Source organism: Pseudomonas sp. NFACC14, from assembly GCF_900106885.1.
Lineage (GTDB): Bacteria > Pseudomonadota > Gammaproteobacteria > Pseudomonadales > Pseudomonadaceae > Aquipseudomonas > Aquipseudomonas fluorescens_AA.
In genome coordinates, this window is record NZ_FNOA01000001.1 from 937,817 (window position 1) to 962,699 (window position 24,883).

Annotated in this window: 21 protein-coding genes; 11 read left to right on the top strand and 10 right to left on the bottom strand. The window is 62.5% G+C overall.

Going from position 1 to position 24,883, the window contains the following annotated elements:
- Position 1 precedes the first annotated feature (1 nt).
- Together BLU85_RS04380 and BLU85_RS04385 are read right to left on the bottom strand one after the other, a co-directional pair.
- Positions 2-703, bottom strand: coding sequence for a WbqC family protein (locus BLU85_RS04380; RefSeq protein WP_092204523.1), 702 nt, complete (start codon positions 701-703; stop codon positions 2-4).
- 121 nt (positions 704-824) lie between these two features.
- The gene (locus BLU85_RS04385) at positions 825-2,384 is read right to left on the bottom strand and encodes a sigma-54-dependent transcriptional regulator (RefSeq protein WP_092204522.1); all 1,560 of its coding nucleotides are present in this window, start codon (positions 2,382-2,384) and stop codon (positions 825-827) included.
- A gap of 425 nt (positions 2,385-2,809) precedes the next feature.
- Between BLU85_RS04385 and phhA the strand changes: the two genes are divergently transcribed.
- From phhA to BLU85_RS04400, 3 genes are all read left to right on the top strand, one after another.
- Positions 2,810-3,595, top strand: coding sequence for a phenylalanine 4-monooxygenase (gene phhA / locus BLU85_RS04390; RefSeq protein WP_060738668.1), 786 nt, complete (start codon positions 2,810-2,812; stop codon positions 3,593-3,595).
- A 99-nt stretch (positions 3,596-3,694) separates the two neighbouring features.
- Positions 3,695-4,051: a 4a-hydroxytetrahydrobiopterin dehydratase gene (locus tag BLU85_RS04395; RefSeq protein WP_003184087.1), complete on the top strand. Its 357-nt coding sequence runs from the start codon at positions 3,695-3,697 to the stop codon at positions 4,049-4,051.
- Entirely contained in the window at positions 4,051-5,244 is a 1,194-nt protein-coding gene (locus BLU85_RS04400; protein ID WP_092204521.1) for an amino acid aminotransferase, read from the top strand. The genes BLU85_RS04395 and BLU85_RS04400 overlap by 1 nt, the downstream gene beginning before the upstream one ends.
- Before the next feature lie 125 nt (positions 5,245-5,369).
- Here BLU85_RS04400 and BLU85_RS04405 read toward each other — a convergent pair whose 3' ends face one another.
- Positions 5,370-5,933, bottom strand: a complete 564-nt coding sequence (locus tag BLU85_RS04405) for an NAD(P)H nitroreductase (RefSeq protein WP_092204520.1) — start codon at positions 5,931-5,933, stop codon at positions 5,370-5,372.
- A gap of 119 nt (positions 5,934-6,052) precedes the next feature.
- Between BLU85_RS04405 and BLU85_RS04410 the strand changes: the two genes are divergently transcribed.
- Complete coding sequence (locus tag BLU85_RS04410) at positions 6,053-7,507, top strand: TrkH family potassium uptake protein (protein ID WP_060738671.1); 1,455 nt, start codon at positions 6,053-6,055, stop codon at positions 7,505-7,507.
- On the opposite strand, the gene BLU85_RS04415 is transcribed toward BLU85_RS04410, so the two are convergent.
- Positions 7,464-8,525 (bottom strand): AraC family transcriptional regulator, encoded by a 1,062-nt coding sequence (locus BLU85_RS04415; RefSeq protein WP_092204519.1) that lies wholly within the window; start codon positions 8,523-8,525, stop codon positions 7,464-7,466. The two genes, BLU85_RS04410 and BLU85_RS04415, sit on opposite strands and share 44 nt — an antisense overlap.
- A gap of 139 nt (positions 8,526-8,664) precedes the next feature.
- Between BLU85_RS04415 and BLU85_RS04420 the strand changes: the two genes are divergently transcribed.
- Positions 8,665-8,976, top strand: coding sequence for an Mpo1-like protein (locus BLU85_RS04420; RefSeq protein WP_092204518.1), 312 nt, complete (start codon positions 8,665-8,667; stop codon positions 8,974-8,976).
- A gap of 12 nt (positions 8,977-8,988) precedes the next feature.
- Positions 8,989-9,576 (top strand): HD domain-containing protein, encoded by a 588-nt coding sequence (locus tag BLU85_RS04425; protein WP_092204517.1) that lies wholly within the window; start codon positions 8,989-8,991, stop codon positions 9,574-9,576.
- Positions 9,577-9,701: 125 nt separating this feature from the next.
- Here the strand turns inward: BLU85_RS04425 and BLU85_RS04430 are convergent, their stop codons facing one another.
- Positions 9,702-10,517, bottom strand: coding sequence for a UDP-2,3-diacylglucosamine diphosphatase (locus tag BLU85_RS04430; RefSeq protein ID WP_053120226.1), 816 nt, complete (start codon positions 10,515-10,517; stop codon positions 9,702-9,704).
- 135 nt (positions 10,518-10,652) lie between these two features.
- Between BLU85_RS04430 and BLU85_RS04435 the strand changes: the two genes are divergently transcribed.
- Both BLU85_RS04435 and BLU85_RS04440 read left to right on the top strand, forming a co-directional pair.
- Positions 10,653-11,402 (top strand): helix-turn-helix transcriptional regulator, encoded by a 750-nt coding sequence (locus BLU85_RS04435; protein WP_092204516.1) that lies wholly within the window; start codon positions 10,653-10,655, stop codon positions 11,400-11,402.
- Between the two features lie 218 nt (positions 11,403-11,620).
- Positions 11,621-12,511: a DMT family transporter gene (locus tag BLU85_RS04440; protein WP_092204515.1), complete on the top strand. Its 891-nt coding sequence runs from the start codon at positions 11,621-11,623 to the stop codon at positions 12,509-12,511.
- Here the strand turns inward: BLU85_RS04440 and BLU85_RS04445 are convergent.
- On the bottom strand, positions 12,505-12,792 hold the full coding sequence (locus tag BLU85_RS04445) for an Rdx family protein (protein ID WP_060738678.1): 288 nt from the start codon (positions 12,790-12,792) through the stop codon (positions 12,505-12,507). The two genes, BLU85_RS04440 and BLU85_RS04445, sit on opposite strands and share 7 nt — an antisense overlap.
- Positions 12,793-12,863: 71 nt before the next feature.
- On the opposite strand from BLU85_RS04445, the gene BLU85_RS04450 reads away from it, so the two are divergent.
- Entirely contained in the window at positions 12,864-15,065 is a 2,202-nt protein-coding gene (locus tag BLU85_RS04450; RefSeq protein ID WP_092204514.1) for a patatin-like phospholipase family protein, read from the top strand.
- Between the two features lie 140 nt (positions 15,066-15,205).
- On the opposite strand, the gene BLU85_RS04455 is transcribed toward BLU85_RS04450, so the two are convergent.
- The 3 genes from BLU85_RS04455 to recQ all read right to left on the bottom strand — a co-directional run bounded on the left by BLU85_RS04455 (position 15,206) and on the right by recQ (position 19,965).
- A complete protein-coding gene (locus tag BLU85_RS04455) occupies positions 15,206-17,167 on the bottom strand; it encodes a FimV/HubP family polar landmark protein (RefSeq protein WP_092204513.1) in 1,962 nt (653 codons plus the stop codon).
- 119 nt (positions 17,168-17,286) lie between these two features.
- Positions 17,287-17,721: a MarR family transcriptional regulator gene (locus tag BLU85_RS04460; protein WP_003199001.1), complete on the bottom strand. Its 435-nt coding sequence runs from the start codon at positions 17,719-17,721 to the stop codon at positions 17,287-17,289.
- A 117-nt stretch (positions 17,722-17,838) separates the two neighbouring features.
- Entirely contained in the window at positions 17,839-19,965 is a 2,127-nt protein-coding gene (gene recQ / locus BLU85_RS04465; RefSeq protein WP_092204512.1) for a DNA helicase RecQ, read from the bottom strand.
- A 440-nt stretch (positions 19,966-20,405) separates the two neighbouring features.
- On the opposite strand from recQ, the gene BLU85_RS04470 reads away from it, so the two are divergent.
- On the top strand, positions 20,406-20,993 hold the full coding sequence (locus BLU85_RS04470; RefSeq protein ID WP_060738682.1) for a UPF0149 family protein: 588 nt from the start codon (positions 20,406-20,408) through the stop codon (positions 20,991-20,993).
- An 8-nt stretch (positions 20,994-21,001) separates the two neighbouring features.
- A complete protein-coding gene (locus BLU85_RS04475) occupies positions 21,002-21,397 on the top strand; it encodes a YbaN family protein (RefSeq protein ID WP_092204511.1) in 396 nt (131 codons plus the stop codon).
- 259 nt (positions 21,398-21,656) lie between these two features.
- Here the strand turns inward: BLU85_RS04475 and BLU85_RS04480 are convergent.
- Positions 21,657-24,883: type I secretion C-terminal target domain-containing protein (locus tag BLU85_RS04480; protein ID WP_139212801.1), on the bottom strand; the 3,227-nt coding region annotated here is incomplete at its 5' end.

Consider the following 24,883-nt stretch of genomic DNA (forward strand, 5'->3'; position numbering starts at 1 on the left):
CTCAGGCAGCCCTTTTCTTCAGAAAAGCCGATGCATCCGCGCCGGTATTGAACAGCAGGTCGATCACACTGACCGCATGCTGGAAGTCGCCGTACACCTGCCGATACTCGGGATAGCCGGCATAACTCATGTACGACACCGCGATCCCGTTGGCGGCGAATGCCGCTTCATCGAGGTAGTGACTGGCCGCGGGTCCAGAGAGGTATTCGTTGGCCCCGAGGGCCTGGCATAGATGGATCAAGCGTTCATTCTTGCCCTCTACTCCTCCCAGGTCCTCGGAACGGTAAAGCGGCGTGTGGATATCCAGCAGCGGGCACAAGCCGGCAATGAACAGGTGGTTGATCGCGCTCAGGTGGGTGAGGTCGGCGGCTTGCTCGTAGAGCGTGCGAATCGGCGTTTCCATCTGGGCGAAACAGGGTGCGCGCCGGTAGCTCTGCTCAATCGTCTTCCAGTGCGCGGCGGCCCAATCCGGACTGCTGACCTGGACTTCATTGATCAACTGGCCAAGACGCCCCTTCTTCTTGACCGCAATACTCAGCCAATGCTCACCCTGGGCAGTCTTGATCTTGTTGCGGTTGCGCCAGTCACTCCGGGTGTACTGGACATCGTCATACAGGATGAACGCGTCGACGCTGCGGATCAGATCGAAATAGCCCTTCCAGGGAATGTAATTCGACTGCACCACCGCTATCTTCTTTTGCATCCTGAACCTCACATACGCAGCGGGAATCGGGGCTATGCCCTGTCAAAAAATCGCCACCAAATATGAATATGCGTGGACAGGTCTCGATGTAGCAAATCCCATACCAGCGAAACAAAGCCCGCTACGGCTCGGTCTTGCCTACCTCGTACTCCCGCAATTTATTGGCGATGGTGGTATGGGAAACCCCCAGCCGCTTGCCCAATTGCCGGCTGCTCGGGTGCTCGGAGTACAACCGCTCCAGCACGGCCTTCTCGAAGCGTCCGACGATGTCGTCCAACCCACCTTCAAGGGAAAAATCGCCAAGGGGCTGACGCACGCCGTAGTCCGGCAGACGGATATGATCGGCCTTTACCGTTCCGCCGTCGCACAGGGAAACGGCCTGGAACAGCACGTTTTCCAACTGTCGGACATTGCCCGGCCAGTGGTAGTGACTCAGTCGGTCCATCGCCGCCGAGGCCAGTTTGGGCAGTGCACAACCGATCTGGCGGCTGGCCTGGTCGAGGAAATGCTCCACCAACGGCGCCAGGCCATCGAGGCATTCGCGCAGGGGGGGGATGTGCAAGGAAAGCACGTTCAAGCGGTGGTACAAATCCTGACGGAATTCGCCCCGGGCACAGAGTTCGGACAAATCCACCTGTGTCGCGCAGATCACCCTCACGTCCAGGTACACCTCTTCGTCGCTGCCGACACGGCGGAAGCAACCGTCCTGCAGGAAGCGCAGCAATTTCACTTGCAGGCGCGGGCTCATCTCCCCGACCCCGTCGAGGAACAGCGTTCCCCCCGCAGTCAGCTCCAGCAGGCCGAGCTTGCCTTCGGCCCGGGCACCTTCGAAAGCGCCCGGCCCGTAGCCGAACAGTTCGGTCTCGGCCATGGACTCGGGCAGCCCGGCGCAGTTGAGGGCCATCAATGGCGATTGCCCGCGCGGGCTCGCCAGGTGACAGGCGCGAGCCAGCAGTTCCTTGCCAGTGCCGGTTTCGCCTTCTATCAATAGCGGCGCGTCCAGCGGGGCCATGCGCCGGGCCTCGCGGACCACCGCCGCCATCACTTTCGAACTCTGGAAAATACTGTCGAAGCCGCGCAACTCCTGCTTGCGCACGTTATAGATCCGCTCGCCCACCCGGTCGGCCCGGTGCAGCGTCAGCACCGCACCGGCCATGGCCTCGCTGTCGTCGTGTTCCGATTGCAGTGGCGCAATGTCCGCCAGAAACACATCGCCCTTGACCTTGACCCGCAGGCCATTGATGCGCGACTGGTTGGCGCGTACCAGTTCCGGCAAGTCGAAATCCTCGGCGTAGCGGGACAGCGGAATGCCCGGCACCTCGTCGACACGCACCCCGAGCAACTGCGCCGCCGCCCGGTTGGCCGCGACGATGGAGCCCCCCATATCGATGGACAGCACCGGAAATTCCAAGGCGCCGAGCAAGGCGTTGAGTTCCATGTGCCGACGCTCGCTGGGCATCAGTCCTACGCGCTTGACACCAAACACCCCGGCGATGCCCTCGAATTTCGGACGCAGCGCCTGGAACTGGATGTTGATCAGGTTTGGGCAGTGCAGGTAGATCGCGTTGCCATGCTCACCACCGACCTCCCCTCGGGCGACGTTGATGCCGTATTCCACCAACAAGTTGAGGATGTCTCGCAAGATGCCGATGCGGTTCTGGCAATGGACTTTGATGCGCATGGAAAGGCCCGGGTGCGTATGAGATAGAAAAAGCGCGCCATGTAGGAGCTGCCGAGCGAAGCGAGGCTGCGATCTTTCACCTGCCGCTTGAATCTCAAGCGAAAGATTAAAAGATCGCAGCCTTCGGCAGCTCCTACAACGCGCCCCAGCGGGAGCAAGCCCCCTCGCCACAGAGGTTTCGGCGTGGCAAGGTAAATAATCGTCAAGATTATGTGACAGATGTAGGCAGTTTCCCACCTGAAAATGCCGGAAAGATCGTATCGCCAGCCAACTCGTAACGAAAATTTTACGAATCAACCCGTCGTTCGCCCAATCCATCCTCGCCAAGCCGATGCGCACATCGCCGCTTCGCGCTATCTCTATTGCATCGCTGGACATAACAACAAACACATCATCCCCCTGAGGGAAATCAGCAGGAGAGCAGCATGAAGCAGACGCAGTACGTGGCTCGCGAGCCCGATGCGCAAGGTTTTATCCACTACACCGCTGAAGAACACGCGGTGTGGAACACGCTGATCACCCGCCAGCTGAAAGTCATCGAAGGCCGCGCGTGCCAGGAATACCTGGATGGCATCGACAAGCTGGGCCTACCCCACGACCGTATCCCGCAACTGGACGAAATCAACAAGGTGCTGGGCCAGACCACGGGCTGGCAAGTCGCCCGGGTGCCTGCGCTGATTCCCTTCCAGACCTTCTTCGAATTGCTCGCCAGCAAACAGTTTCCTGTGGCGACCTTTATTCGCACCCGGGAAGAGTTGGATTACCTGCAGGAGCCGGACATTTTCCACGAGATCTTCGGCCACTGCCCGCTGCTGACCAACCCTTGGTTTGCGGAATTTACCCACACCTACGGCAAACTCGGCCTACAGGCGTCCAAGGAAGAACGGGTTTACCTGGCGCGCCTGTATTGGATGACCATCGAGTTCGGCCTGGTGCAGACCCCGCAAGGCCGGCGCATCTACGGCGGCGGCATCCTGTCTTCGCCCAAGGAGACCGTGTACTGCCTGTCGGACGAGCCGGAACACCAGGCCTTCGATCCGCTGGAAGCCATGCGCACCCCGTATCGCATCGACATCCTGCAACCGGTGTATTTCGTGCTGCCCGAACTCAAGCGCCTGTTCGACCTGGCTCACGAGGACATCATGGGCATGGTCAAGCGCGGCCGGGAGCTGGGCTTGCATGCCCCGAAATTCCCACCAAAAGCGGCGTGAACCGCCTCTTTTAATCCCAATTGAGTCTGTTGCACGACGCCGCTTTGCTTTAGCGTGGGTGCATCGACGTTTTCCAAATATTCGATCCAGGAACACACCATGAACACTCTGAACCAAGCCCATTGCGAAGCCTGCCGCGCCGATGCCCCGCAAGTGAGCGACGAAGAACTGCCGGTGCTGATCAAGCAGATCCCCGACTGGAACATCGAAGTGCGCGACGGCGTCATGCAGCTGGAAAAAGTTTTCCTGTTCAAGAACTTCAAGCACGCCCTGGCGTTCACCAACGCCGTCGGCGAGATCTCCGAGGCTGAAGGCCACCACCCAGGCCTGCTCACCGAATGGGGCAAAGTCACCGTGACCTGGTGGAGCCACTCCATCAAGGGCCTGCACCGCAACGATTTCATCATGGCCGCCCGCACCGATGACGTGGCCAAGACCGCCGAGGGCCGCAAGTAATGCATTTCGATGCCATCGGCCGGGTCCCCGGCGACCCGATCCTCGGCCTGATGGAGGCCTACGGGGCGGACAGCAACCCGAGCAAGTTCGACTTGGGCGTGGGTGTCTACAAGGACGCCCAGGGCCTGACACCGATTCTTGAGTCGGTGAAGCGGGCCGAGCAGCGACTGGTGGAACGCCAGACCACCAAGACCTACATCGGCGGTCATGGCGACGCCGCGTTCGGCCAACTGATCAATGAGCTGGTGCTGGGGGCCGATTCGCCGCTGATCAGCGAAAAACGTGCTGGCGCCACCCAGACCCCGGGCGGCACCGGTGCCCTGCGCCTGAGCGCCGACTTCATCGCCCAGTGCCTGCCGGGCCGTGGCGTATGGCTGAGCAACCCGACCTGGCCGATCCACGAAACCATTTTCGCCGCGGCCGGGGTCAAGGCCAGTCATTACCCGTACGTGGGCGCCGATAATCGCCTGGATTTCGAGGCGATGCTGGCGACCTTGAACCAGGCGCCCAAAGGCGATGTGGTGCTGCTGCATGCCTGCTGCCACAACCCCACCGGGTTCGACCTGTCCCATGAGCAATGGCGCCAGGTGCTGGAGGTGGTGCGCAGCCGCGACCTGCTGCCGCTGATCGACTTCGCCTACCAGGGCTTTGGCGATGGCTTGGAGCAGGACGCCTGGGCGGTCCGGTTGTTTGCCCAGGCCCTGCCGGAAGTGCTGGTCACCAGTTCCTGTTCGAAGAACTTCGGCCTGTACCGCGACCGTACCGGGGCGTTGATCGTCTGCGCCCGGGATGGCGAGAAACTGGTGGACGTCCGCAGCCAACTGGCAAACATCGCCCGCAACCTCTGGTCGACACCGCCGGACCATGGCGCGGCCGTTGTGGCGACCATTCTCGGCGACCCGGAACTCAAAAGCCTGTGGGCCGATGAAGTCCAGGCCATGCGCCTGCGCATCGCGCAATTGCGCAGCGGTTTGCTGGAAGCCCTCGAACCCCATGGCTTGCGCGAGCGCTTCGCCCATATCGGCGTGCAACGCGGGATGTTTTCCTACACTGGCCTGACGCCGGTACAGGTCAAGCACCTGCGCGAGCGCCACAGTGTCTACATGGTCGGCACCGGCCGGGCCAACGTGGCCGGCATCGACGCCACGCGCCTGGACCTGCTGGCTGAAGCGATTGCCGATGCGTGCAGATAACACCTGTGGCGAGGGAGCTTGCTCCCGGTCCCTGTAGGAGCTGGCGAAGCCTGCGATCTTTTGACCTTCCGCTTGAGACTCAAGTGTCCGAAAAAGGATCGCAGCCTCGCTTCGCTCGGCAGCTCCTACGAGCCCGTCCACTCCCGGACAAACTGCCCGAGATCTTCCTGCGGCGCGGTGCGCGCTTCTTTCTGCGGTGTGCCCAGGTAGAGGAAACCGATCACCTCTTCTCCCTCTTCAAGGCCAAGCCCCCTGGCCACATGCGGCGAATACGCCAGCTCACCGGTACGCCACACCCCACCCACCCCTTGGGCATATGCAGCCAGCAAGATGCCATGGGCCGCGCAGCCGGCCGCCAGCAGCTGCTCGGATTTCGGGACTTTGAAATGGTCCTGCAGACGGGCAATCACCACCACGACCAGCGGTGCGCGCAATGGGCCGTTGAGGGCTTTTTCCACGACGGCTTCGGGGACGAGCGGGTCATTGAACTTCGCCGCCTCGGCCAGCAGTTCGCCCATGCGATACCGCGCCTGCCCCTCGACCGTCAGAAAGCGCCATGGCCGCAACTGGCCGTGATCCGGCGCCCGCATGGCTGCGGCGAACATGACCTCGCGCTGTTCCGGCGTGGGTGCCGGCTCCACCAGGCGCGGGACGGAAACACGGTTGAGCAAAGCGTCGAGAGCCTGCATCGGCCACCTCCTGAAAAAATGTTTGGCTATTCTAGCGGGAAGCGCCGCCGGCTGCCGGTTTACATGCCGCTTGTCGCGGGTAGAATGGCGCCCTTCCCTTTACAGCCTGAGCGGACTTCATGGCGTTGCCGACCCTGCGGATCATTGGTTTCATCATCGGCATCTTCCTGATCACCCTGGCGATCTTCATGGTCGTGCCCATGGCCACCCTGTTGGTCTTCGAGCGCACCCGCGACCTGCCGTCGTTCCTCTGGTCGAGCATGATTACCTTCGTCGCCGGCCTGGCACTGGTGCTTCCCGGGCGACCGGAACACATCCACCTGCGTCCGCGGGACATGTACCTGCTGACCGTCAGCAGCTGGCTGGTGGTGTGTATCTTCGCCGCCCTGCCCTTCCTGCTGACCCAGCACATCAGCTATACGGATTCGTTCTTCGAAAGCATGTCGGGCATCACCGCCACCGGCGCCACCGTCCTGAGCGGCCTGGACACCATGTCCCCGGGCATCCTGATGTGGCGCTCGCTGCTGCACTGGCTCGGCGGTATCGGCTTCATCGGCATGGCGGTGGCGATCCTGCCGCTGCTGCGCATCGGGGGCATGCGGCTGTTCCAGACCGAGTCGTCGGACCGCTCGGAAAAAGTCATGCCCCGCTCCCACATGGTGGCGCGGCTGATCGTGGCGTCCTACGTGGGCATCACCATCCTCGGCACCCTGGCGCTCTGGTGGGCCGGGATGAGCCTGTTCGATGCCATCAACCATTCGATGTCGGCGATCTCCACCGGCGGTTTCTCCACCTCGGACCTGTCCCTGGCCAAATGGACCCAGCCGGCGGTGCACTGGGTCGCCATCGTCATCATGATCCTCGGCAGCCTGCCGTTTGCCCTGTATGTCTCGACGCTGCGAGGCAATCGCCGGGCGCTGATCAAGGACCAGCAGGTCCAAGGGCTCATCGGCGTGCTGCTGGTGACCTGGCTGGTACTCGGCACCTGGTATTGGGCGACCACCGACCTGCATTGGCTGGACGCGCTGCGGCACGTGGCGCTGAACGTGACGTCCATCGTCACTACCACCGGCTTCGCCCTGGGCGACTACAGTCTGTGGGGCAACTTCTCATTGATGCTGTTCTTCTACCTGGGGTTCGTCGGCGGCTGTTCGGGCTCGACGGCTGGCGGGATCAAGATTTTCCGCTTCCAGGTCGCCTACATCCTGCTTCGGGCCAACCTCAACCAACTGATCCACCCCCGTGCGGTGATCAAGCAGAAGTACAACGGTCATCGCCTCGATGAAGAAATCGTCCGCTCGATCCTCACGTTCTCGTTCTTCTTCGCCATCACCATTTGCGTGATCGCCCTGCTGCTGTCGCTGCTGGGCGTGGAGTGGATGACGGCCCTGACCGGCGCGGCCAGTACCGTGTCCGGTGTCGGCCCGGGGCTGGGGGAAACCATCGGGCCGGCCGGCAACTTCGCACCGCTGCCGGACGCGGCCAAGTGGATTCTGTCCGGCGGCATGCTGCTGGGCCGGTTGGAGATCATCACGGTATTCGTGCTGTGTATCCCGGCGTTCTGGCGCCACTGACCGGTTCAGGCTGGCTCGTCAAGCGCGCCCGGTATTCGCCGGGCGTGGTGTCGAACCAGCGGCGAAAGGCCCGGAAAAAATTGCTCGGGTCGGCGAACCCCAGCAGATAGGCGATTTCCAGCAGCGTCATGCCTGGCTGCGCCAGGTACTGCTCGGCCAGTTCACGACGGGTGTCTTCGAGCAGGCTCTGGAAACTGGTGCCCTCTTCCTGCAAGCGGCGCTGCAAGGTGCGCTGCGACAGGTGCAACGCCTGCGCCACCACGTCTCGCTTGGGTTCTCCCTGGGGCAACAGCCGACACAATACTTGTCGCGCCTTGTGGGTCACGCGGCTTTCCGAAAAACGCGCGAGGTACTCCCCGGCAAACCGGTCGTGAAGCTGTGCCATGGCTTCGTTGGCCGTCGGCAGCGGCGCCTCCATGTCGGCCCGCTCAAAGATCAGCGCGTCATAAGGCGCGCCAAACACCAGTGGCGCGGGGAAGGCTCGGTGATAAGGCGCCAGGTCCAATGGTTCCGCGCCCTGGAGCAACACCTTCACCGGGTGCAGGGTGCGCCCGGTCAACCAACTGCACAGGGCCAGCGCACACGCCAGGGACGCTTCGGCACTTTGACGGGTCGGGGGCAGATGGTCGCCATGCACCGTGAGGATCAGCCCGTAGCCTTCCTCCAACTGGCGAAAACTCAAATCGGCGCTTTCGGCAATGATCCGCTGGTAACGCACCAGCCGCTGGAAACCCTCCACCAGGGTGCGACTGGACATCAAGGCGTAGCCAACCACATGGAACGAGGCCGGGCGCACCACCTTGCCCATGTTCAAGCCAATGGCCGGGTTACCCGACAACTCCACGGCCCGTTGCCAGAGCCGGGTCATCGAGTCCTGGGGGAAACGCGCATCCGGATCGTCCAGCGCATCGAAGTCCAACCCCAGTTGCTTGAACAGCACCCGACAATTCAGGCCGTCCATTTCCAACGCCTTGACAATCCCCATCGCCCAGCTTGAAGAAGTGGTTCGTTCGCTCATGACGTTTTACTTGCATGACGAGCCGCAGGGTACGGCTGGATTTGCGAAGGATACTAAAGTGGCGCTGATTGTCACTGGCCGTAGCGATTGATGGCTCTAGACTTCAAGTATCAGAACAATAACCACAGAGCCAGCCGTCGTGGAAAACGCTAAACGATTCAATAGTTTCGCCGAGTTCTACCCGCATTACCTCAGCGAACACAGCAACAGCACCTGCCGGCGACTGCATTTCATCGGCACCTCCCTGGTCATCCTGGTGCTCGCCCTCGCTCTGGTCATGGGTAACGGGTGGCTGTGGCTCGCCCTGCCCGTGGCCGGTTACGGCTTCGCCTGGGTCGGGCACTTCTTCTTCGAAAAGAACCGTCCCGCCACCTTCCAGCATCCGCTCTACAGCCTGCTCGGCGATTTCGTCATGTACCGCGACATGCTGCTGGGCAAGGTCGCGTTCTAATGAGGACTGCCGATGAGCAACCACGCGCGCTTTACCCACATGAAAGAAGGCACCCAACAAGACTGGGCGATCATCGCGGCCGACTTCAGCGCCTACGCGCGACAATTGCCGGGCCGGATCCTGGCCCACTTGAAACTGCTGGACGGCGATTTCGGCGGGTTCCCGGTGGATCGCCTGACTCATTCCCTGCAAACCGCCACCCGCGCCTACCGTGACGGGCGGGACGAGGAATACGTGGTCTGCGCCCTGCTCCACGATATCGGCGACACCTTGGGTTCATACAACCACCCGGACATCGCCGCGGCGATTCTCAAGCCCTTCGTCAGCGCCGAAAACCTGTGGATAGTGGAGAAGCACGGGATTTTCCAGGGCTATTACTTCTTCCATCACCTGGGCATGGATCGGCACCTGCGCGAGCAATTCAGTGGCCATCCGCAGTACCAGGCGACCATTGAGTTCTGTGCGAAGTACGACGCGGCGGCATTCGATGCCGAATACGACACCCTGCCGTTGAGTTTCTTCGAGCCGATGCTGGAAAGGGTCTTTGCCACGCCGAAGCAATCGATCTACAAGGCGGCGATGGCTGAGACACCGGCCTGACGAACACAAAATGTCCCCCGTAGGAGCTGCCGAAGGCTGCGATATTCTGATCTTGATCTTTCGCTTGAGACTCAAGCGCCAGGGGAAAGATCGCAGCCTCGTTGCACTCGTCAGCTCCTACGGATTCAGGCAGGTTCGGCGACTTTCAGTGCCTTTAACTGCGCTTCGCGCGCCTGGGCTTCCGCCAGTCGATACAGCTCGATCGACCCGTCCCAATGCTCGATCAGTGCCGTGCAGGATTCGACCCAATCACCGCAATTGAGGTATTCCACCTCGCCCACCCTGCGCATCTCGGCGTGGTGGATATGCCCACAGACCACGCCATGCAGTTCGCGCTTCACACACTCGTGGGCGATGGCTTCTTCGAAATCGCTGATGAAGCTGACGGCAGTCTTGACCTTGTGCTTGAGGTACGCCGACAACGACCAGTAGCCGTAGCCATAACGGGCCCGCCAATGGTTGAGCCAGCGGTTCAGCGTGAGGGTGAACTCGTAGGCCGAATCCCCAAGGAATGCCAGCCAACGGTGGTAACGGGTGATGACATCGAACTGGTCGCCATGGATCACCAACAAGTGCCGACCATCGGCGGTGACGTGGACCGCTTCGTCCACCAACTGGATATTGCCCAGGATCAGCTTCGAATAGCGCCGCAGGAATTCGTCATGGTTGCCGGTGACGTAGATCACTTCGGTGCCGCGCTTGCTCATGGTCAGCAAGCGACGAATGACGTTGGTGTGGGCCTGGGGCCAATACATGCCACCGCGCAGTTTCCAACCATCGATGATGTCACCCACCAGGTAGATCTTGTCGGCGTGGTAGCCCTTGAGAAACTGCGACAAGTGCTCGGCCTGGCAATCCCGGGTGCCCAAGTGCACATCGGAAATCCACAGGGTGCGAACACGCTGCTTGCGGCTGGGTTTGGCGAGCTCGGCGCTGGTCATTGGGCAACCCTCTGATCGTTTTCGCCACTGTGCACGCCAGCGGTTAATGGCCCATGACAAACACAAGTCCATTACATGACAGCGCGGGGCGGTGTGCCCTCGGTGTATGCTGGCGGCCTGACACGGGAGACCGCGATGAGACCGATCCTCACGCTACGCCACTACAGCCACGACTTGATTGTCCACAGCCACGACCACGCGCAACTGGTGTTCGGATTGTCCGGCGCGCTGGATTTCGAGGTCGAAGGGCGCGGCAGCCAAGTGGTGCAACAGAGTTTCGTGGTAGTACCCGCCGGTGCCCATCACGCCTGCGGCAGTCCCCAGGGCAGTCGCTGCCTGGTGCTGGACGTGCCCAGTGACGATTGGGTCGGGCAATGCCTGGGCGATCACGCCGACGCCAGCCGCCGCTTGCTCGACGACACCGCTCGCCTGCCCCTGGACGCGGGACAAAGCCAGTTGGTCAGTTGGCTGGCGGGCAGCCCGGTGGACGACCCGGTGATCGCCCAGCAAGGCGCGGTGCTGCTACTGGCGAGTCTCAATGGCGTTCGCCAGCGCCCCCTCGGTGGCCGGCGCCTGCCCTACGCCGCGCTCAACGCCCACATCGACCAGAACGCCGCCTACCCGCTGCAAGTGGCGGACCTGGCGCGGGTCGCCGGCCTTTCCAGCGCCCGCCTGCATGCGCGCTTCATCGCCGAGTGCGGGCAAACCCCGATGGAGTACATCCGCAGCCGCCGTTTGCACCAGGCCGTGGCGTTGTTGCGCGAGTCGGACCTGCCCATCGGCGAGATCGCCCACCGGGTCGGCTACAACTCCCAGAGTGCTTTCGCCGCCGCGGTGCTGCGGGAGTTCGGCGCCTCGCCGGGCAAGCTGCGGCGTCAGCGCTAGATGCGCGCTAAAAATCGCTAGGATCGCGACAGACACAACCTCCTACCAAACGCTTAAATGTCCCGTAGGAGCTGACGAGTGCAACGAGGCTGCGATCTTTTGACCTTTCGCTTGAGATTCAATTGTCTGGGGAAAGATCGCAGCCTCGTTGCACTCGGCAGCTCCTACAGGATTGGTGTTTATCCGTCGGTTTTGTCTTATCTGTTGAAAGGATTGAAATGACACCCCGTACCGCCCTCGGCGCCCTGCACATTGGTGCACTCATGTTTGGCCTGACCGGTGTCTTCGGCAAACTCGCCGCGGCTTCGCCTGCGGTCATCGTGTTCGGGCGCGCTGTCTTCGCCGTGCTGGCCCTGGCAGCGTTCGCCCGGTTCGCCAGCAGCAGTCGCTGGCAGAAACTGCGGGCACAGGATGGCCGGCGATTGCTGCTGGGCGGCCTGTTGCTGGCCGGGCACTGGGTGAGTTTCTTCATCGCCGTGAAGGTGGCCGGCGTGGCGATCGCCACGTTGGGGTTCGCCAGTTTCCCGGCCTTCACGGTATTGCTCGAGGGGCTGATCTTCCGCGAGCGGATTCGCGCCAATGAAATCTGGCTGGTGGTGCTGGTGAGCGTCGGCCTGGTGTTGGTCACGCCGAACTTCGACCTGGCCAGCGGTGCCACCACCGGCCTGCTCTGGGCCGTGGCTTCGGGGCTGTTGTTTGCCCTGTTGTCATTGACCAACCGTGCCGGCTCCGCGCATGTACCGCCCGTGCAGGCCGCGCTGTGCCAGAACGTCGTGGTCGGGCTGTGCCTGTTGCCGATGGCCGCGCCACAACTGAGCGACGTTCGCCCCCTCGACTGGTTGTGGATCGGCTTGCTCGGCGTGTTCTGCACCGGCCTGGCCCATAGCCTGTTCGTCGCCAGCCTGGCGGTGATCAAGGCCCGCACGGCGGCGGTGGTCTTCGCCATGGAACCGGTCTACGGCATCGCCATGGCCTGGTGGCTGTTCGACGAGCGCCCGACGCTGCGCATGCTGCTGGGCGGCGTGGTGATCATCGCGGCCATCGTGATCTCGAGCCAGCTGGGCGGCTCGAAGAAACCGGGTGTCGGTGCCCAAGCCGCGTCTCACTGAACCCGGTCGTTGTGGCCCAGGTCCCGCTCCGGGTCGATCCGGTCGCGGACCCGCTGCTTGAGGACCTTGGCCTCGGGAAAACCGCCATCGGCCTTGCGCTCCCAGATTTGCGCACCGTCGCAACTGATGTGGAACACACCGCCGGTACCCGGCACCAGGGACACTTTGCCCAGGTCGTCGCCGAAGGTACTGAGCAGTTCCTGGGCCAGCCAGGCGGCGCGCAGCAGCCATTGGCACTGGGTGCAATAGGTGATGACAACTTCGGGCTTGTGTTCGGTCATTGCGGGTGAACTCCTGGGTTCGAAGGCGTCGTTATAATACCTGCCTTTGATCGCCCGCCCCGAGATAGACGATGCGCCGCCTGCTCCCCCTCCTGCTTCTGCTGCTGTTGCCCCTGTCCGGCCATGCCAACCAGCCCGCCGTCGAAACGCCACGCCCGAAAATCGGCCTGGTGCTGTCCGGCGGCGCGGCGCGGGGCCTGGCCCACATCGGCGTGCTCAAGGCCCTGGAGGAGCAAGGCATCAAGATCGATGCCATCGCCGGCACCAGCATGGGCGCGGTGATCGGCGGGCTGTATGCCTCGGGCTACAAGATCGACGAACTGGAAAAGCTCGCCCTGGGCATCGATTGGCAACAGGCCTTGTCCGATGCGCCGCCACGCAAGGACGTGCCGTTCCGGCGCAAGCAGGATGACCGCGACTTTCTGGTGAAACAGAAACTGAGCTTTCGTGACGACGGCAGCCTCGGCCTGCCCTTGGGGGTCATCCAGGGCCAGAACCTGGCCCTGCTGCTCGAAAGCCTGCTGGCCCATGCCAGCGACACGCGGGACTTCGACAAACTGCCGATCCCGTTTCGCGCCGTCGCCACCGACATCGCCACAGGCGAAAAAGTCGTGTTCCGCAAAGGCCACCTGCCCAAGGTCATTCGCGCCAGCATGTCGATCCCAGCGGTGTTCGCCCCGGTGGAGCTGGACGGCCGGCTGCTGGTGGACGGCGGCATGGCCGACAATATCCCGCTGGATGTGGCCCGGGACATGGGCGTGGACGTGGCCATCGTGGTCGACATCGGTACGCCGCTGCGCACCCGCAAGCAACTGGTCACGGTGGTCGACGTGCTGAACCAGTCGACGACCCTGATGACCCGGCGCAACTCTGAAGAACAACTGGCTACCCTGAAAAAAAGCGACGTATTGATCCAACCGGCCCTGGCAAGCTTCGGCTCCACCGACTTCGGCCGGGCCCGGGACGTGATCGACGCCGGCTATCGCGCCACCCGGATACTCGAGGCACGCCTGGCCCCGCTACGCCCTTCCGAAGCGCCCGACGCCGAACTCATGGCCGCGCGCGCGCCCAGCGAACGCACGCCGGTCATCACCGCCATTCGCGTAGAGAACGACTCGAAAGTCGGCGATGACGTGATTCGCTACTACATTCGCCAGCAGGTCGGCGAGCCGCTGGACCTGGGCCGCCTGCAGACCGACATGGGCACGCTGTACGGCCTGGACTACTTCGAACAGGTGCAATACCGCGTGGTCCACAAGGGCCCGGACCACACCTTGGTGATCAGCGCCCGGGGCCGACGCACCGGCACCGACTACCTGCGGCTGGGGCTGAGCCTGTCGGACGACATGCGCGGCGACAGCGCTTTCAACCTGGGAGCCAGCTATCGGGTCAACGGCATCAATCGCCTGGGCGCCGAGTGGCTGACCCGGGCGCAGATCGGCGACAGGCAGGAGTTGTACAGCGAGTTCTACCAGCCATTGGACGTCGGTTCGCGCTACTTCATTGCTCCCTATGGGCAATTCGAATCGCGCAATGTGGAGTCCATCCTGGACAACGATCCGGTGGCCCAGTATCGCGTCGAACGTTATGGCTTCGGGCTCAACGTGGGCCGCCAGATCGGCAACAGCGGCGAAATCCGCTTCGGTGTCGGCCAGGCCTGGGGCAAGGCCGATGTGCGCATCGGCGACCACGACCAGCCCAGCGAGAATTTCAACGAAGGTTTCTACGAGCTCAAGTATTCGTTCGACTCCCTCGACAGCGTGTATTTCCCCCATGAAGGGGAGGACATCGGCCTGAGCTGGCGCCAATACGAACCGGGGCTGGGCTCCGACCAGCGCTACCGCCAGTGGGAATTCAAACTGGACAAGGCGCTGAGCAGCGGCCCGGACACTTTCATCCTGGGCGCACGCTACGGTCGCACCCTGGACACCGCGCAGATCGTGACCTCCAGCTTTGTGCTCGGTGGCGCGCGGCAATTGTCGGGCTTTCGCGAAGATGGGGTGTCCGGACAGAACATGAGCCTGATGCGTGCCGTGTATTACCGCCGCCTCACACCGCGGGCCTACCTGCCATTGGATTTCCCGTTGTACATCGGCGGCTCGTTGGAACGCGGCCGGGCCTGGAACAACGATAACGAATTCGACAGTGGCTACATCAACGCCGCCAGCATTTTCCTCGGTTTCGATACACCGCTGGGACCATTGAACTTCAGCTATGGCTTCAACGACGACGATGAACAGGCGGTGTACCTGAACCTGGGGCAGACGTTTTGAGGGGCTGGGTGTTTGCCAGGGCTGGCTTGATAACCTGACAGGCCGTCATCGCGAGCAAGCTCGCTCCCACATGGGGGCGAAGATTCCTGTGGGAGCGAGCTTGCTCACGATGAGGCCAGTCGCTACAACCTCGATGGCGCTTAGCGAATCCCCGCCAGCAGCACCCGGGCGGTCTGCTTGAGGGGTTCGTCACCTTCTTCGAGCAATTCTTCAAGCAGGGTGACGGCGGTCTTCAGGTCGCCATCGTCGATGCAGTTCTGTGCCTGTTCCAGCTTGACCGAATGTTCCGGGACCTGGGGTTCGAGGGACAGGGTGTCCAGGGAAACAGGTTCAAGGGCCAGCGGCTCAAATTCCAGCGCCTGTTCTTCATCGGCAAAGCCATCGAGGAAATCATCGTCCAGCGACTCGGTTTCCAGGGGCGCTTCCCATTGCAACTCCGATTCGTCGAAACCTGAAAGCGACAAGCCCTCGACACTGTTATCGGCCAGGGGCGTTGCACGTTTTTCTCCGGCGAGGGTGGCCTGGTCATCCGCCAGGTCCCAACTGGTGTCCATGGACAGTGCGTCCAGGTCCAGCTCGAACTCGTCACTGGGTGCCTGTTCACGTTCAGGCGCAAGAACCGGTACCTGGGGTTGCGCCTGTTCCACTACCGGTGCGGTGATCAAGGCGACCTTGGGATAGCGCCCACGGATATCCGCCAGTGTCCCGGCATCGACACCTTGTGCCAGCAGATGATGTTCCTGCGCCTGGAAACCGATGACATCGCCCTGCTTGCCCAATACCTCCAATAACTTGAGGCCCAGGTCGGTACGTTCCGGCTCGGCCAGCAATGCCGCGCGCAACAGCCCGGCGGCCTCGGTGAAACGGCCGTAGGTCAGGTAGATCCCGACGCCCTCCAGCACATCCCCCTGGGGCGCATCACCGTTGTTGAACGAGTTCGCAGCCTCGGATGGCTCCGTGTCGGGGATTGACGCAAAGGTTTCGTCACCCTCCTCCAGCATCGGCTCGGGGCGCTCGGTCATCGGCCCCAACTCGTCATGCTGCTGGCGTCGCCGAATGAACAGTAACAATGCGAGCAATGCCAACAAGGCCACCAGCCCCGCCACCCATGTCCAATCGATGCCCTCGGGCTCTGCAACCGGTTCGGTCACGGGGGAGATATCCGGAGCCGGCTCCGACGCAGGCTGCGCCGGTTGCGGTTGCGCCGACGCAACGGGGGCTGGGGTCTCGGCCAGCCGGGTCTGCAATTCGCTGATCTGCTTGCGCTGGCCGGCGATTTCCTCGTCCTGGGCCTGGAGCCGCGCCTGCAGAGCCTCGATGGTCTTCTGTTGCTCCTGGTTCTGCAGCACGCTGGCGGCCAACTGCTCATCGGCCATGGCGGAGGCCTGTCCCGCGGTGGATGCAGCCGCTGTCGGCAGCACGGCCGAGTCGGGCAACAACAGGCGCTGGCCGATGGAGAGCCGGTCGCTGCCGGGATTCAGGGCCTGGATCCCTTGCATCAACTCGTTGACCGAGGCGTTGCTGCCGGCGTCATGCAGGCGCTGGGCAATCACCCAGGGGTTGTCTCCCTGCACGACCGTGTAACGCTTGCCCTGCGCCGCCGGGGGCGGCTTGATGGCCGGGGTGGCCTGGCTCGGGGTCGCAGGCTCCGAGGCCGGTTCGTCACGGGCCGGCACGATACCCGGTGAGCCCGGTGGGTCGATCAGCACAGTGTATTCGCGCAGCACGCGCCCATTGGGCTGATTGAGCTGCACCAGGAAATTGAGAAAGGGCTCTTCGACCGGCTTGCTGGACGTCACCCGAATGAAGCTGCGCTCACCACGCCATACTGGCGTAAAGCGCAGGTTGCTGAGAAAGAACACCCGCTCCACACCCGCACGACTGAAGTCGTCCGGGCTCGCCAGGCTGGCCGACAGATCCCCTTCACCGATCCCGGCCACATCGACCAGGGCGATATCGGCACGCAACGGCTGGTTCAGGGCGGAATGGAGCGTGATCTCGCCAAGGCCCAGCGCTGACGCCAAGGCCGGAACCCCCAGGGTACCCACGACGATCGACACGTTGACCCAACTGCGCAACGTGGACTGCAAACTTTCAAGCATGGGCATCCCTTTCGATTACCAGAACCAACCGCAGCGTAAACGCTTCCCTTAGGAACGCTTACTACTGGTTATAGTTCGCTAACCGGCGAATCTCAAAAGTCCGACGCCAGGGATCTGCCTCAGGATTTTTCCAGGTTAGCCAGGATCGTGCCGTGAACCCGCATGCACACACGCATGTCCGCCTCGTCGACACCTTCGAACAGCTCCCGCCGCAATTGCGTGGCAATGGTTTCGATCTGTTCGATCAACGGTAGGGCCGGTGCGCAGAGCACGATTTTCTTGGCCCGACGGTCTTCGGCCACCGCCTGGCGCTGCACTAGCCCCTGGGTTTCCAGGCTGTCGAGCAACCGGGCCAGGGTCGGGCCTTCGACGGCGACACTCTGGGCCAGTTCACGCTGGGTCGGCGCCTGTTCGAAACGGGCCAGGTGCAGCAGCACCAGCCAGCGCGCCTGGGACAGGCCCAGCCCGGCCAGGCGGCGGTCCAGTTCGGCGCGCCAGCCTCGAGACATTTGCGCCAACTGCATGCCAAAACGGTGTTGATCGGTTAACGGCATAAAAAACTCATCAGATCTGAAATAGAGAAAAACTAATTATTAGTAAGCTAAGCATGAGCTTTGGATTCAAGCAAGGTTCGCCTTGTACTGAATCGTTAAAGGAGCGCAACTCACTGATCAGACTTCAAATTCCGACTGCAACGCAGCCCTGACGCAATACAGCACACCTTCGGGCACCCGTCCGACAAACAGCGCGGCGACTTCGGACACCGGCGGTAACTCGCCCTCGCCGTCCAGGAACGCGTCCTGTACCTCGCCCATCAGTTCCTCGGGCAAATCCAGTGCCTGCTCCAGGGACAACTGCTGTTTGCCGATGGCCTCGGCCAGCATCGTGTAGACGTTTTTCTCCGAGCACTGCAATTGCCCGGCGATCTGCAAAGGGGTCATGCCGGCCCGGGCCAGCGTGATGAGCTCGTGGCGCACATCCGCCACCGCTTTCGGCGCTTCGACCTCGCCCCCCAGGACCTGGAGGAAGGCTTCGCCATAACGCTCCAGCTTGCGTGCCCCCACACCGCTGACCCGGGCCATTTCCGCCAGGGAGGTAGGCTGGCTGCGGAGCATTTCCAGCAGCGTCGAATCGGGGAAAATGACGTACGGCGGAACGCCGTGTTCCTCGGCGAGCTTGCGACGCAAAGCGCGCAAGGCTTCCCATTGATCGCGCTCTTCGCCACGGACCAATTGGCTGGCCTGGCTCTTGCTGCTCTTGATCGCCGTGGCCGGCTTGAGGTCGCGGCGCAGTTCGAGGGTCACCTCGCCCTTGAGCAAGGGGCGGCAGGTTTCGGACAAGCGCAGGCCACCGTAGCCTTCCAGGTCGATGTCTGCCAGGCCGCGGGCCACCAGTTGTCGGAACAATGAGCGCCACTCACTCTCGGTGCGCGCCTTGCCCACGCCGAACACCGAGAGGTGCTGGTGGCCGAAATTGCGGACCTTCTCGTTGTCCTTGCCCAGCAACACGTCCACCAGGTGTCCGACGCCATAACGCTGGCCGGTGCGGAAAATCGCCGACAAGGCCTGGCGGGCCGGTTCGGTGGCGTCCCAGGTTTCCACGCCGTCGACGCAGTTGTCACAGTGACCGCAAGGCTGGGGCATGTCTTCGTCGAAATAGGCCAGCAGGGTCTGGCGACGGCAGCGGGTTTCTTCGCACAGCGAGAGCATGGCGTCGAGCTTGTGCTGCTCCAGGCGCTTGTGGCGCTCATCGCCTTCGGAGTTCTGCAGCATCTGCTTGAGCATCACCACGTCTTGCAGGCCGTAGGCCATCCAGGCGTCGGCCGGCAAGCCATCACGGCCGGCACGCCCGGTCTCCTGGTAGTACGCCTCGAGGGACTTGGGCAAGTCCAGGTGTGCGACAAACCGCACGTTGGGCTTGTCGATGCCCATGCCGAACGCCACGGTGGCCACCATGATCAGGCCTTCCTCGTTGAGGAAGCGCTTCTGGTGGTAGGCCCGCAGGTCGTTAGGCAGGCCGGCGTGATACGGCAACGCCGGGAACCCCTGTTCACACAGGAACGCCGCCACTTCATCGACCTTTTTGCGCGATAGGCAATAGACGATACCGGCATCGCTGCGGCGCTCGGCGAGGAACGCCAACAGTTGCTTGCGTGGCTGCTCCTTGGGCACGATGCGGTAGAAAATGTTGGGACGGTCGAAACTGGACAGGAACCGCTCGGCCTCCTGCAAGTGCAGGCGCTCGACGATTTCCTCGCGGGTGCGTTTGTCGGCGGTGGCGGTCAGGGCGATGCGCGGCACGTCGGGGAACAGTTCCGCCAATTGCCCCAGCTGCAGGTATTCACGTCGGAAATCGTGGCCCCATTGAGATACGCAGTGGGCTTCGTCGATGGCGAACAGGGCGATTTCCAGGCTCTGCAGGAACGCCAGCATGCGCGGCTGCACCAGGCGTTCCGGGGCCAAGTACAACATTTTCACTTCGCCGCGCTTGATCCGCGTCGCCAGGTCCCGCTGCTGCTCGGCACTGAGGGTGGAGTTCAGCGAAGCGGCGGCAACCCCCAGTTCCTCGAGGGTCGCGACCTGGTCGTCCATCAGTGCGATCAGCGGCGAAACCACCACTGCCAGACCGTTGCGCAGCAGCGCCGGCACCTGGAAGCACAAGGACTTGCCGCCGCCGGTGGGCATGAGCACCAAGGCATCGCCACCGCTGGCCACGCGCTCAATAATGGCACCCTGGCGGCCACGGAAACTGTCGTAGCCGAAGATGTCCTTGAGGACGCGTTGAGCCTGTTCGAGCATAGAAACTCCAAAAATCACCGAAACATCCCTGCAAGGCTGGTTCAGAATCGCAAACGCCGCACCGGCAAATCGTAAGTGCGCGTTTCGAACCGGCGGGACGCCGCAGGGCATCACAAAACGCGGCAGTATACCCGAGGCCTTCGCTGCGAAGGGCGCTGCTGACAAGAGGTGCGTGCGGCTGGGATGGCCAACACATGGCTCCTGTTATCACAAGCCCCTGTGGGAGCGAGCTTGCTCGCGATAGCGGTGGGTCATTTTGAGAAGATGTGGAATGTAACGCCCTCATCGCGAGCAAGCTCGCTCCCACATTTGCTTTGCGGTGCCCCCCGCATTTGTATCCTCCCCCCAGGCCGCCAAGAGGCAAATACGCCACGCGGCTGGCCTGTACGCTCAAGAAGGCCTAGAATTCCCGCATTGTTTATTCCCCAAGGTAGCCCGTAATGTCCTTCGCTGAGCAACTGACCCGCCTGCAAGTCTTCCTCGACGCCGATGAGCTGCACGAGGAAGCGCTGGACTACGTGGCCGCTCACGGCTATCTGACCGCCCTGTCGATCTGCGCCGAAACGGTGCCGGATCGTGAGTGGATCGACGCCCTGTTCGCCGAGGAGCCGCATTACAGCGACGAAGCCCAGCGCGCCGAAATCGAAGCCACCCTGGTCGGCCTCAAGGCCCACATCGCCCGTCAACTGGCTTCCGACGAAGAATTCGAACTGCCGTGCGAACTGGACCTGGGCGATGACCCGGACGATTCGGAGCTGCGTGGCTGGTGCATCGGCTTCATGGAAGGCGTGTTCCTGCGCGAAGCCGCCTGGTTCGAAACCGCCGAAGAGGAAGTCAGCGAAATGCTGCTGCCGATCATGGTGGGTTCCGGCCTGTTCGACGAACAACCGGAATTTTCCGACATCGCCGCCGACGCGAACCTGATGGACGACATGATCGTCCAGATCCCCGAAGCCCTCACCGCCCTGTACCTGCTGTGCAACGCCCCGGACGAGAAACCGGCGATCCTCAAGCCTCGCCACCACTGAGTGACCGGGTGCCCTCGCCAGTCGGCAACCGCCCGCTGATCCTGCGTTACGCTCTACTGGCCATCGGCTGGCTGAGCGTGGTGCTGGGGGTCATCGGCATTTTCGTCCCCGTACTGCCCACCACCCCCTTCCTGCTGCTGGCCGCGGCCTGCTTCGCCCGCAGCTCGCCGCGCTTCTACCGATGGCTGGTCGAACATCCCCGCCTCGGCCCGTGGATCAGCGACTACCTCAGCGGCAACGGCATCCCGCTCAAGGGCAAGGTCTATGCCATCGGATTGATGTGGGCGAGCATTCTCTTCTCCTGCTACCTGGTGCCCCTGCCGTGGGCGCGAGGATTCATGCTCACCAGTGCGGTGCTGGTGACGGTCTACATTCTCAAGCAAAAAACCCTGCGCAAGCCTTGAAACCGAACCTGCCCGGGATGCCAGCCGCCCTGTGGCGAGGGGATTTATCCCCGTTGGGGTGCGAAGCAGCTTCCAAAACCAGCCCATGCGGTACACCAGGTACACCTCGCCCGCCGGTTTGCGACTGCTGCGCAGTCGAGCGGGGATAAATCCCCTCGCCACAGGGGTTGTGTGTCCAGCAGACCTTTCTTCAAGCCAAGAATAACAAAACCCGCCATTTCCAGACCGGAAATCGCGGGTTTTGTTATTTCAGCTCACCTCACACCGTGTCCACCTTCAACGAATGATCATTCAACATGCCGTTGATGATGGTCGCGGTATCCGCCCCGCCGATGATTCCCCCCGCGCCTGGCGCGACGCCGTAGTGACTGGCGAGGTTGACGCCGGCCAGGTCGATGGTCTGGTTCGGCGTGGCGCCAGCGATGGCGCTGACGTCGATGCTGGTGATGACCGACGCCCCGCTGCCGCTCACGCTGAAATGCAGGTAATCATCCAGGGACGCCGCGCTGCCATTCTCCCCTTGCAACAGCTGGGACAGGTCGAGCTTGTCGATGCCGGGCGTGAAGTCGGTGATCACGTCGTGGCCATTGTTGCCCGCCAGCCATTGGAAGGTGTCGGCACCGCTGCCGCCGGTGAGGGTGTTGTTGCCCAGGCCACCGATCAGCAGGTCGTCGCCGCCACCGCCATTGAGCACGTCATGGCCCAGACCACCGTCGAGGCGGTTGCTGGCCCCGTCGCCGGTGAGGGTGTCGTTGAAGTTCGAGCCCACGAGGTTTTCGATGTGGCTCAATGTATCGGTGCCCGCACCCAGGGTGTTCTGCGCCGCCAACAGACCCAGGTTCACCGTGACTGCCGACGTGGCGTGGGCGTAGCTGACGGTGTCGTTGCCCGTACCGCCATCGAGCAGGTCGTTGCCCGTGCCGCTGTAGAGCAGATCATTGCCTGCCCCACCGTTCAGGGTGTTGTTGCCCGAACCGGCGCTGAGTACATCGTTGCCGTCGCCCCCGTTGAGGATGTTGTCGCCGTTGCCAGCCAACAGCACATCGTCGCCACTGGTGCCCGTCAGGGTATGGCCCGCCTGATAGCTGATGCCTACCGCAGCGCTGTCACTGCCGCCGTGGTTGTCGCTGGCGGTGTAGCTGCCGTGATAATCCGGCGTTTTGTCTTGCGCCCCGGCATAGTCGACGGTGAGGGTCAGTTGATAGTTCTCCGCAGCGTTGGAATTACCGCCGCCGGGATTGGCGATGTTGGTGACGTGGATCTGGTAATTGCCATCCGCTGCCGCGGTGAAAGAAGCCCCGTCGTTGATGGCAATGAATGGCCCGCCGTTGAGTGAATACTCCAGCGCAATGTGACCGGCCGACAGGTTGTGGTCCAGGGTGAGGGTTTCGCCCTGTTTGAGGCTGATGTTGAGCCGGTCTTCATCGTTGGTGTTGTTATTGGACACCATCCCCAATGCACCGCTGACCACCAACATCGCCGTCATGCTCGCGGTATTGGCGACGAAAGCGCTGCGGCTGAGGTTGATCGACTGCACGTTGTTGCCGGTGAAGCTGGCCGTGCCGGTGCTGCCGGTGAAGTCCGCGCCTTTGGCGACCCAACCGGTATTGAAACTGGTGGGTGACGCGGTGAGCGGATCGCCGTTGGCATCGCTGTCGTTACCCAGCAGCAACTCGCCCGGGATCACGATGTTGCCCGACAGCACGTTGGTGATGACGTTGTCGTCAACAGCGATCGGTGGACTGTTGGGCACGACGTTGATCACCAGGTTGGAGCTCGCCAGGTCACCGTCATGGTCGCTGACGGTGTAGCCGATGTGCTCGGTGATCAGGGTGCTGGTGGCCGTCTGCGACGTATAGCTGAATGCACCCGTGTCGAGGTTGACCACCAGGGTACCGTCGTGGGCGGTGGCGATGCTCAGCGTGTTGCCAACAGTGTTGAACGTGCCGTGGTTGGCCCCGCCACTGGCGGTCAGCGCACCTTGGCCACCGTTGGCCGCCGGGTCATAACTGTACGTGGTGCCATCGACCACCAGGCTCTTGATGAAGCCGCCATCGGCGCCGAACGAGCCCCCTTCGCCCAGCAGGTTGCCAGTGACCGGCGCGCCTTGCACGGTACCGGAAAGCACCGAGTTGAGCTGGTTCAGGTCGGTAACCACCACTGCGTTGGTGTCGGTGTGGGTGCTGCCGTCATAGGCCAACGGGTCGAGGTTGACGTTTCTGGCACCGCTGCCCAGGCCGACGGCGTAATTCTTGATGCCGTTGGCATCGAGAAAGGCTTTCCACGCGACCTCGTCCGCCGAGCCGATTTCGCCCAAGGTCGGCTTGCCATCGGAGAAAAAATAACCAATGTTCTGGGCGCCGGTCAGTTGTCCGGGGGTGGCGAACGCCGTCTTGGCCATCGCCACGGCCGCATCGTAATTGGTGTCACCGTGCGCGTTCAGCGCGGCGATCAGCGTCTTGGCGGTGGCCACGTCCACCCACACGGCACTCTGGTCGGTGGCACTGCCGCTGAAGGTCACCAGTTGGACTTTGACGTCGCCCATGTCGTCGTATTTGTCGAGCAAGGCGCTGATCGCCTGTTTGGCCAGATCCATACGCGAGAGCCCCGGCACGCCGGAATCGTCTTTCATGCTGCCGGACACATCAAGCACGATCAGCAAGTTCGAATCGATCTCCACCGCCGTCACCGAACGCTCGGACGCGATGGCGGTAGGCACGTCATCGACGATGCTCACCACCAGATTGCCCGTGACGGTGTTGCCCAGGGAGTCTTTGGCCTGGTAGGTGAAACTTTCACTCAGCACGTTCGGGCCGTCGTTGGCGGCGGGCGCCGTCGTGGCCGGCGAGGTCAAGGTGTAGGTGTAGGAACCATCCGGATTGAGCAACAGTTGGCCATGGGCACCGACGCCATTACCCACCAAGGCGAAAGACACGGCGCCCGTTGCCCCGGTGACAAACCCCACCAAGGTGCCCGTGGCGGTTTCACCGGTGGCGCTCGGGTCACTGCCGGTGACGGTCCCGGGGGCCAGGTCCTGGCCGTCCTGGTTCAGGTCGAGGGCTTTTTCGTAGACGGTCACGTCATGGTCGGTTGCTGCGACCAGGCAGCTGTTGTGTACGTCGATGGTGATGGTCGTCGTGCTTTCATCGCCATCGGCATCGCGCACGGTGTAGGTGAACACATCGGTCGCGCCTGGGGCGCCGACGGTGTTCGGGTTACTGTGGTAGACGGCGTTGCCGTTGGCGTCCAGGGTCAGGTAGCCGTAGGCGCCGTTGATCTGGGTATTCAAGCCACCGATGGCCGGGTTGGTGGTGTCGTTGCCGGCACGCACGCCGATGATTGCGCCGCCGTCCGCGCCCAGCACGTCGTTATCCAGCACATTGCCATTGACCGTCCCACCCTCCACCACCGAGGCGAAATCGCCGTGAGCCTTGGGCACGTCGTCGACAATATCGATGACGATGGTGCTGGTGACCGTGTTGCCCA

Bases quoted from the DNA above. Each gene is read 5' to 3' on its own strand.
- BLU85_RS04380 (WP_092204523.1), bottom strand. From the start codon at position 703: ATGCAAAAGAAGATAGCGGTGGTGCAGTCGAATTACATTCCCTGGAAG.
- BLU85_RS04385 (WP_092204522.1), bottom strand. From the start codon at position 2,384: ATGCGCATCAAAGTCCATTGCCAGAACCGCATCGGCATCTTGCGAGAC.
- phhA (WP_060738668.1), top strand. From the start codon at position 2,810: ATGAAGCAGACGCAGTACGTGGCTCGCGAGCCCGATGCGCAAGGTTTT.
- BLU85_RS04395 (WP_003184087.1), top strand. From the start codon at position 3,695: ATGAACACTCTGAACCAAGCCCATTGCGAAGCCTGCCGCGCCGATGCC.
- BLU85_RS04400 (WP_092204521.1), top strand. From the start codon at position 4,051: ATGCATTTCGATGCCATCGGCCGGGTCCCCGGCGACCCGATCCTCGGC.
- BLU85_RS04405 (WP_092204520.1), bottom strand. From the start codon at position 5,933: ATGCAGGCTCTCGACGCTTTGCTCAACCGTGTTTCCGTCCCGCGCCTG.
- BLU85_RS04410 (WP_060738671.1), top strand. From the start codon at position 6,053: ATGGCGTTGCCGACCCTGCGGATCATTGGTTTCATCATCGGCATCTTC.
- BLU85_RS04415 (WP_092204519.1), bottom strand. From the start codon at position 8,525: ATGAGCGAACGAACCACTTCTTCAAGCTGGGCGATGGGGATTGTCAAG.
- BLU85_RS04425 (WP_092204517.1), top strand. From the start codon at position 8,989: ATGAGCAACCACGCGCGCTTTACCCACATGAAAGAAGGCACCCAACAA.
- BLU85_RS04430 (WP_053120226.1), bottom strand. From the start codon at position 10,517: ATGACCAGCGCCGAGCTCGCCAAACCCAGCCGCAAGCAGCGTGTTCGC.
- BLU85_RS04435 (WP_092204516.1), top strand. From the start codon at position 10,653: ATGAGACCGATCCTCACGCTACGCCACTACAGCCACGACTTGATTGTC.
- BLU85_RS04440 (WP_092204515.1), top strand. From the start codon at position 11,621: ATGACACCCCGTACCGCCCTCGGCGCCCTGCACATTGGTGCACTCATG.
- BLU85_RS04445 (WP_060738678.1), bottom strand. From the start codon at position 12,792: ATGACCGAACACAAGCCCGAAGTTGTCATCACCTATTGCACCCAGTGC.
- BLU85_RS04450 (WP_092204514.1), top strand. From the start codon at position 12,864: ATGCGCCGCCTGCTCCCCCTCCTGCTTCTGCTGCTGTTGCCCCTGTCC.
- BLU85_RS04455 (WP_092204513.1), bottom strand. From the start codon at position 17,167: ATGCTTGAAAGTTTGCAGTCCACGTTGCGCAGTTGGGTCAACGTGTCG.
- BLU85_RS04460 (WP_003199001.1), bottom strand. From the start codon at position 17,721: ATGCCGTTAACCGATCAACACCGTTTTGGCATGCAGTTGGCGCAAATG.
- recQ (WP_092204512.1), bottom strand. From the start codon at position 19,965: ATGCTCGAACAGGCTCAACGCGTCCTCAAGGACATCTTCGGCTACGAC.
- BLU85_RS04470 (WP_060738682.1), top strand. From the start codon at position 20,406: ATGTCCTTCGCTGAGCAACTGACCCGCCTGCAAGTCTTCCTCGACGCC.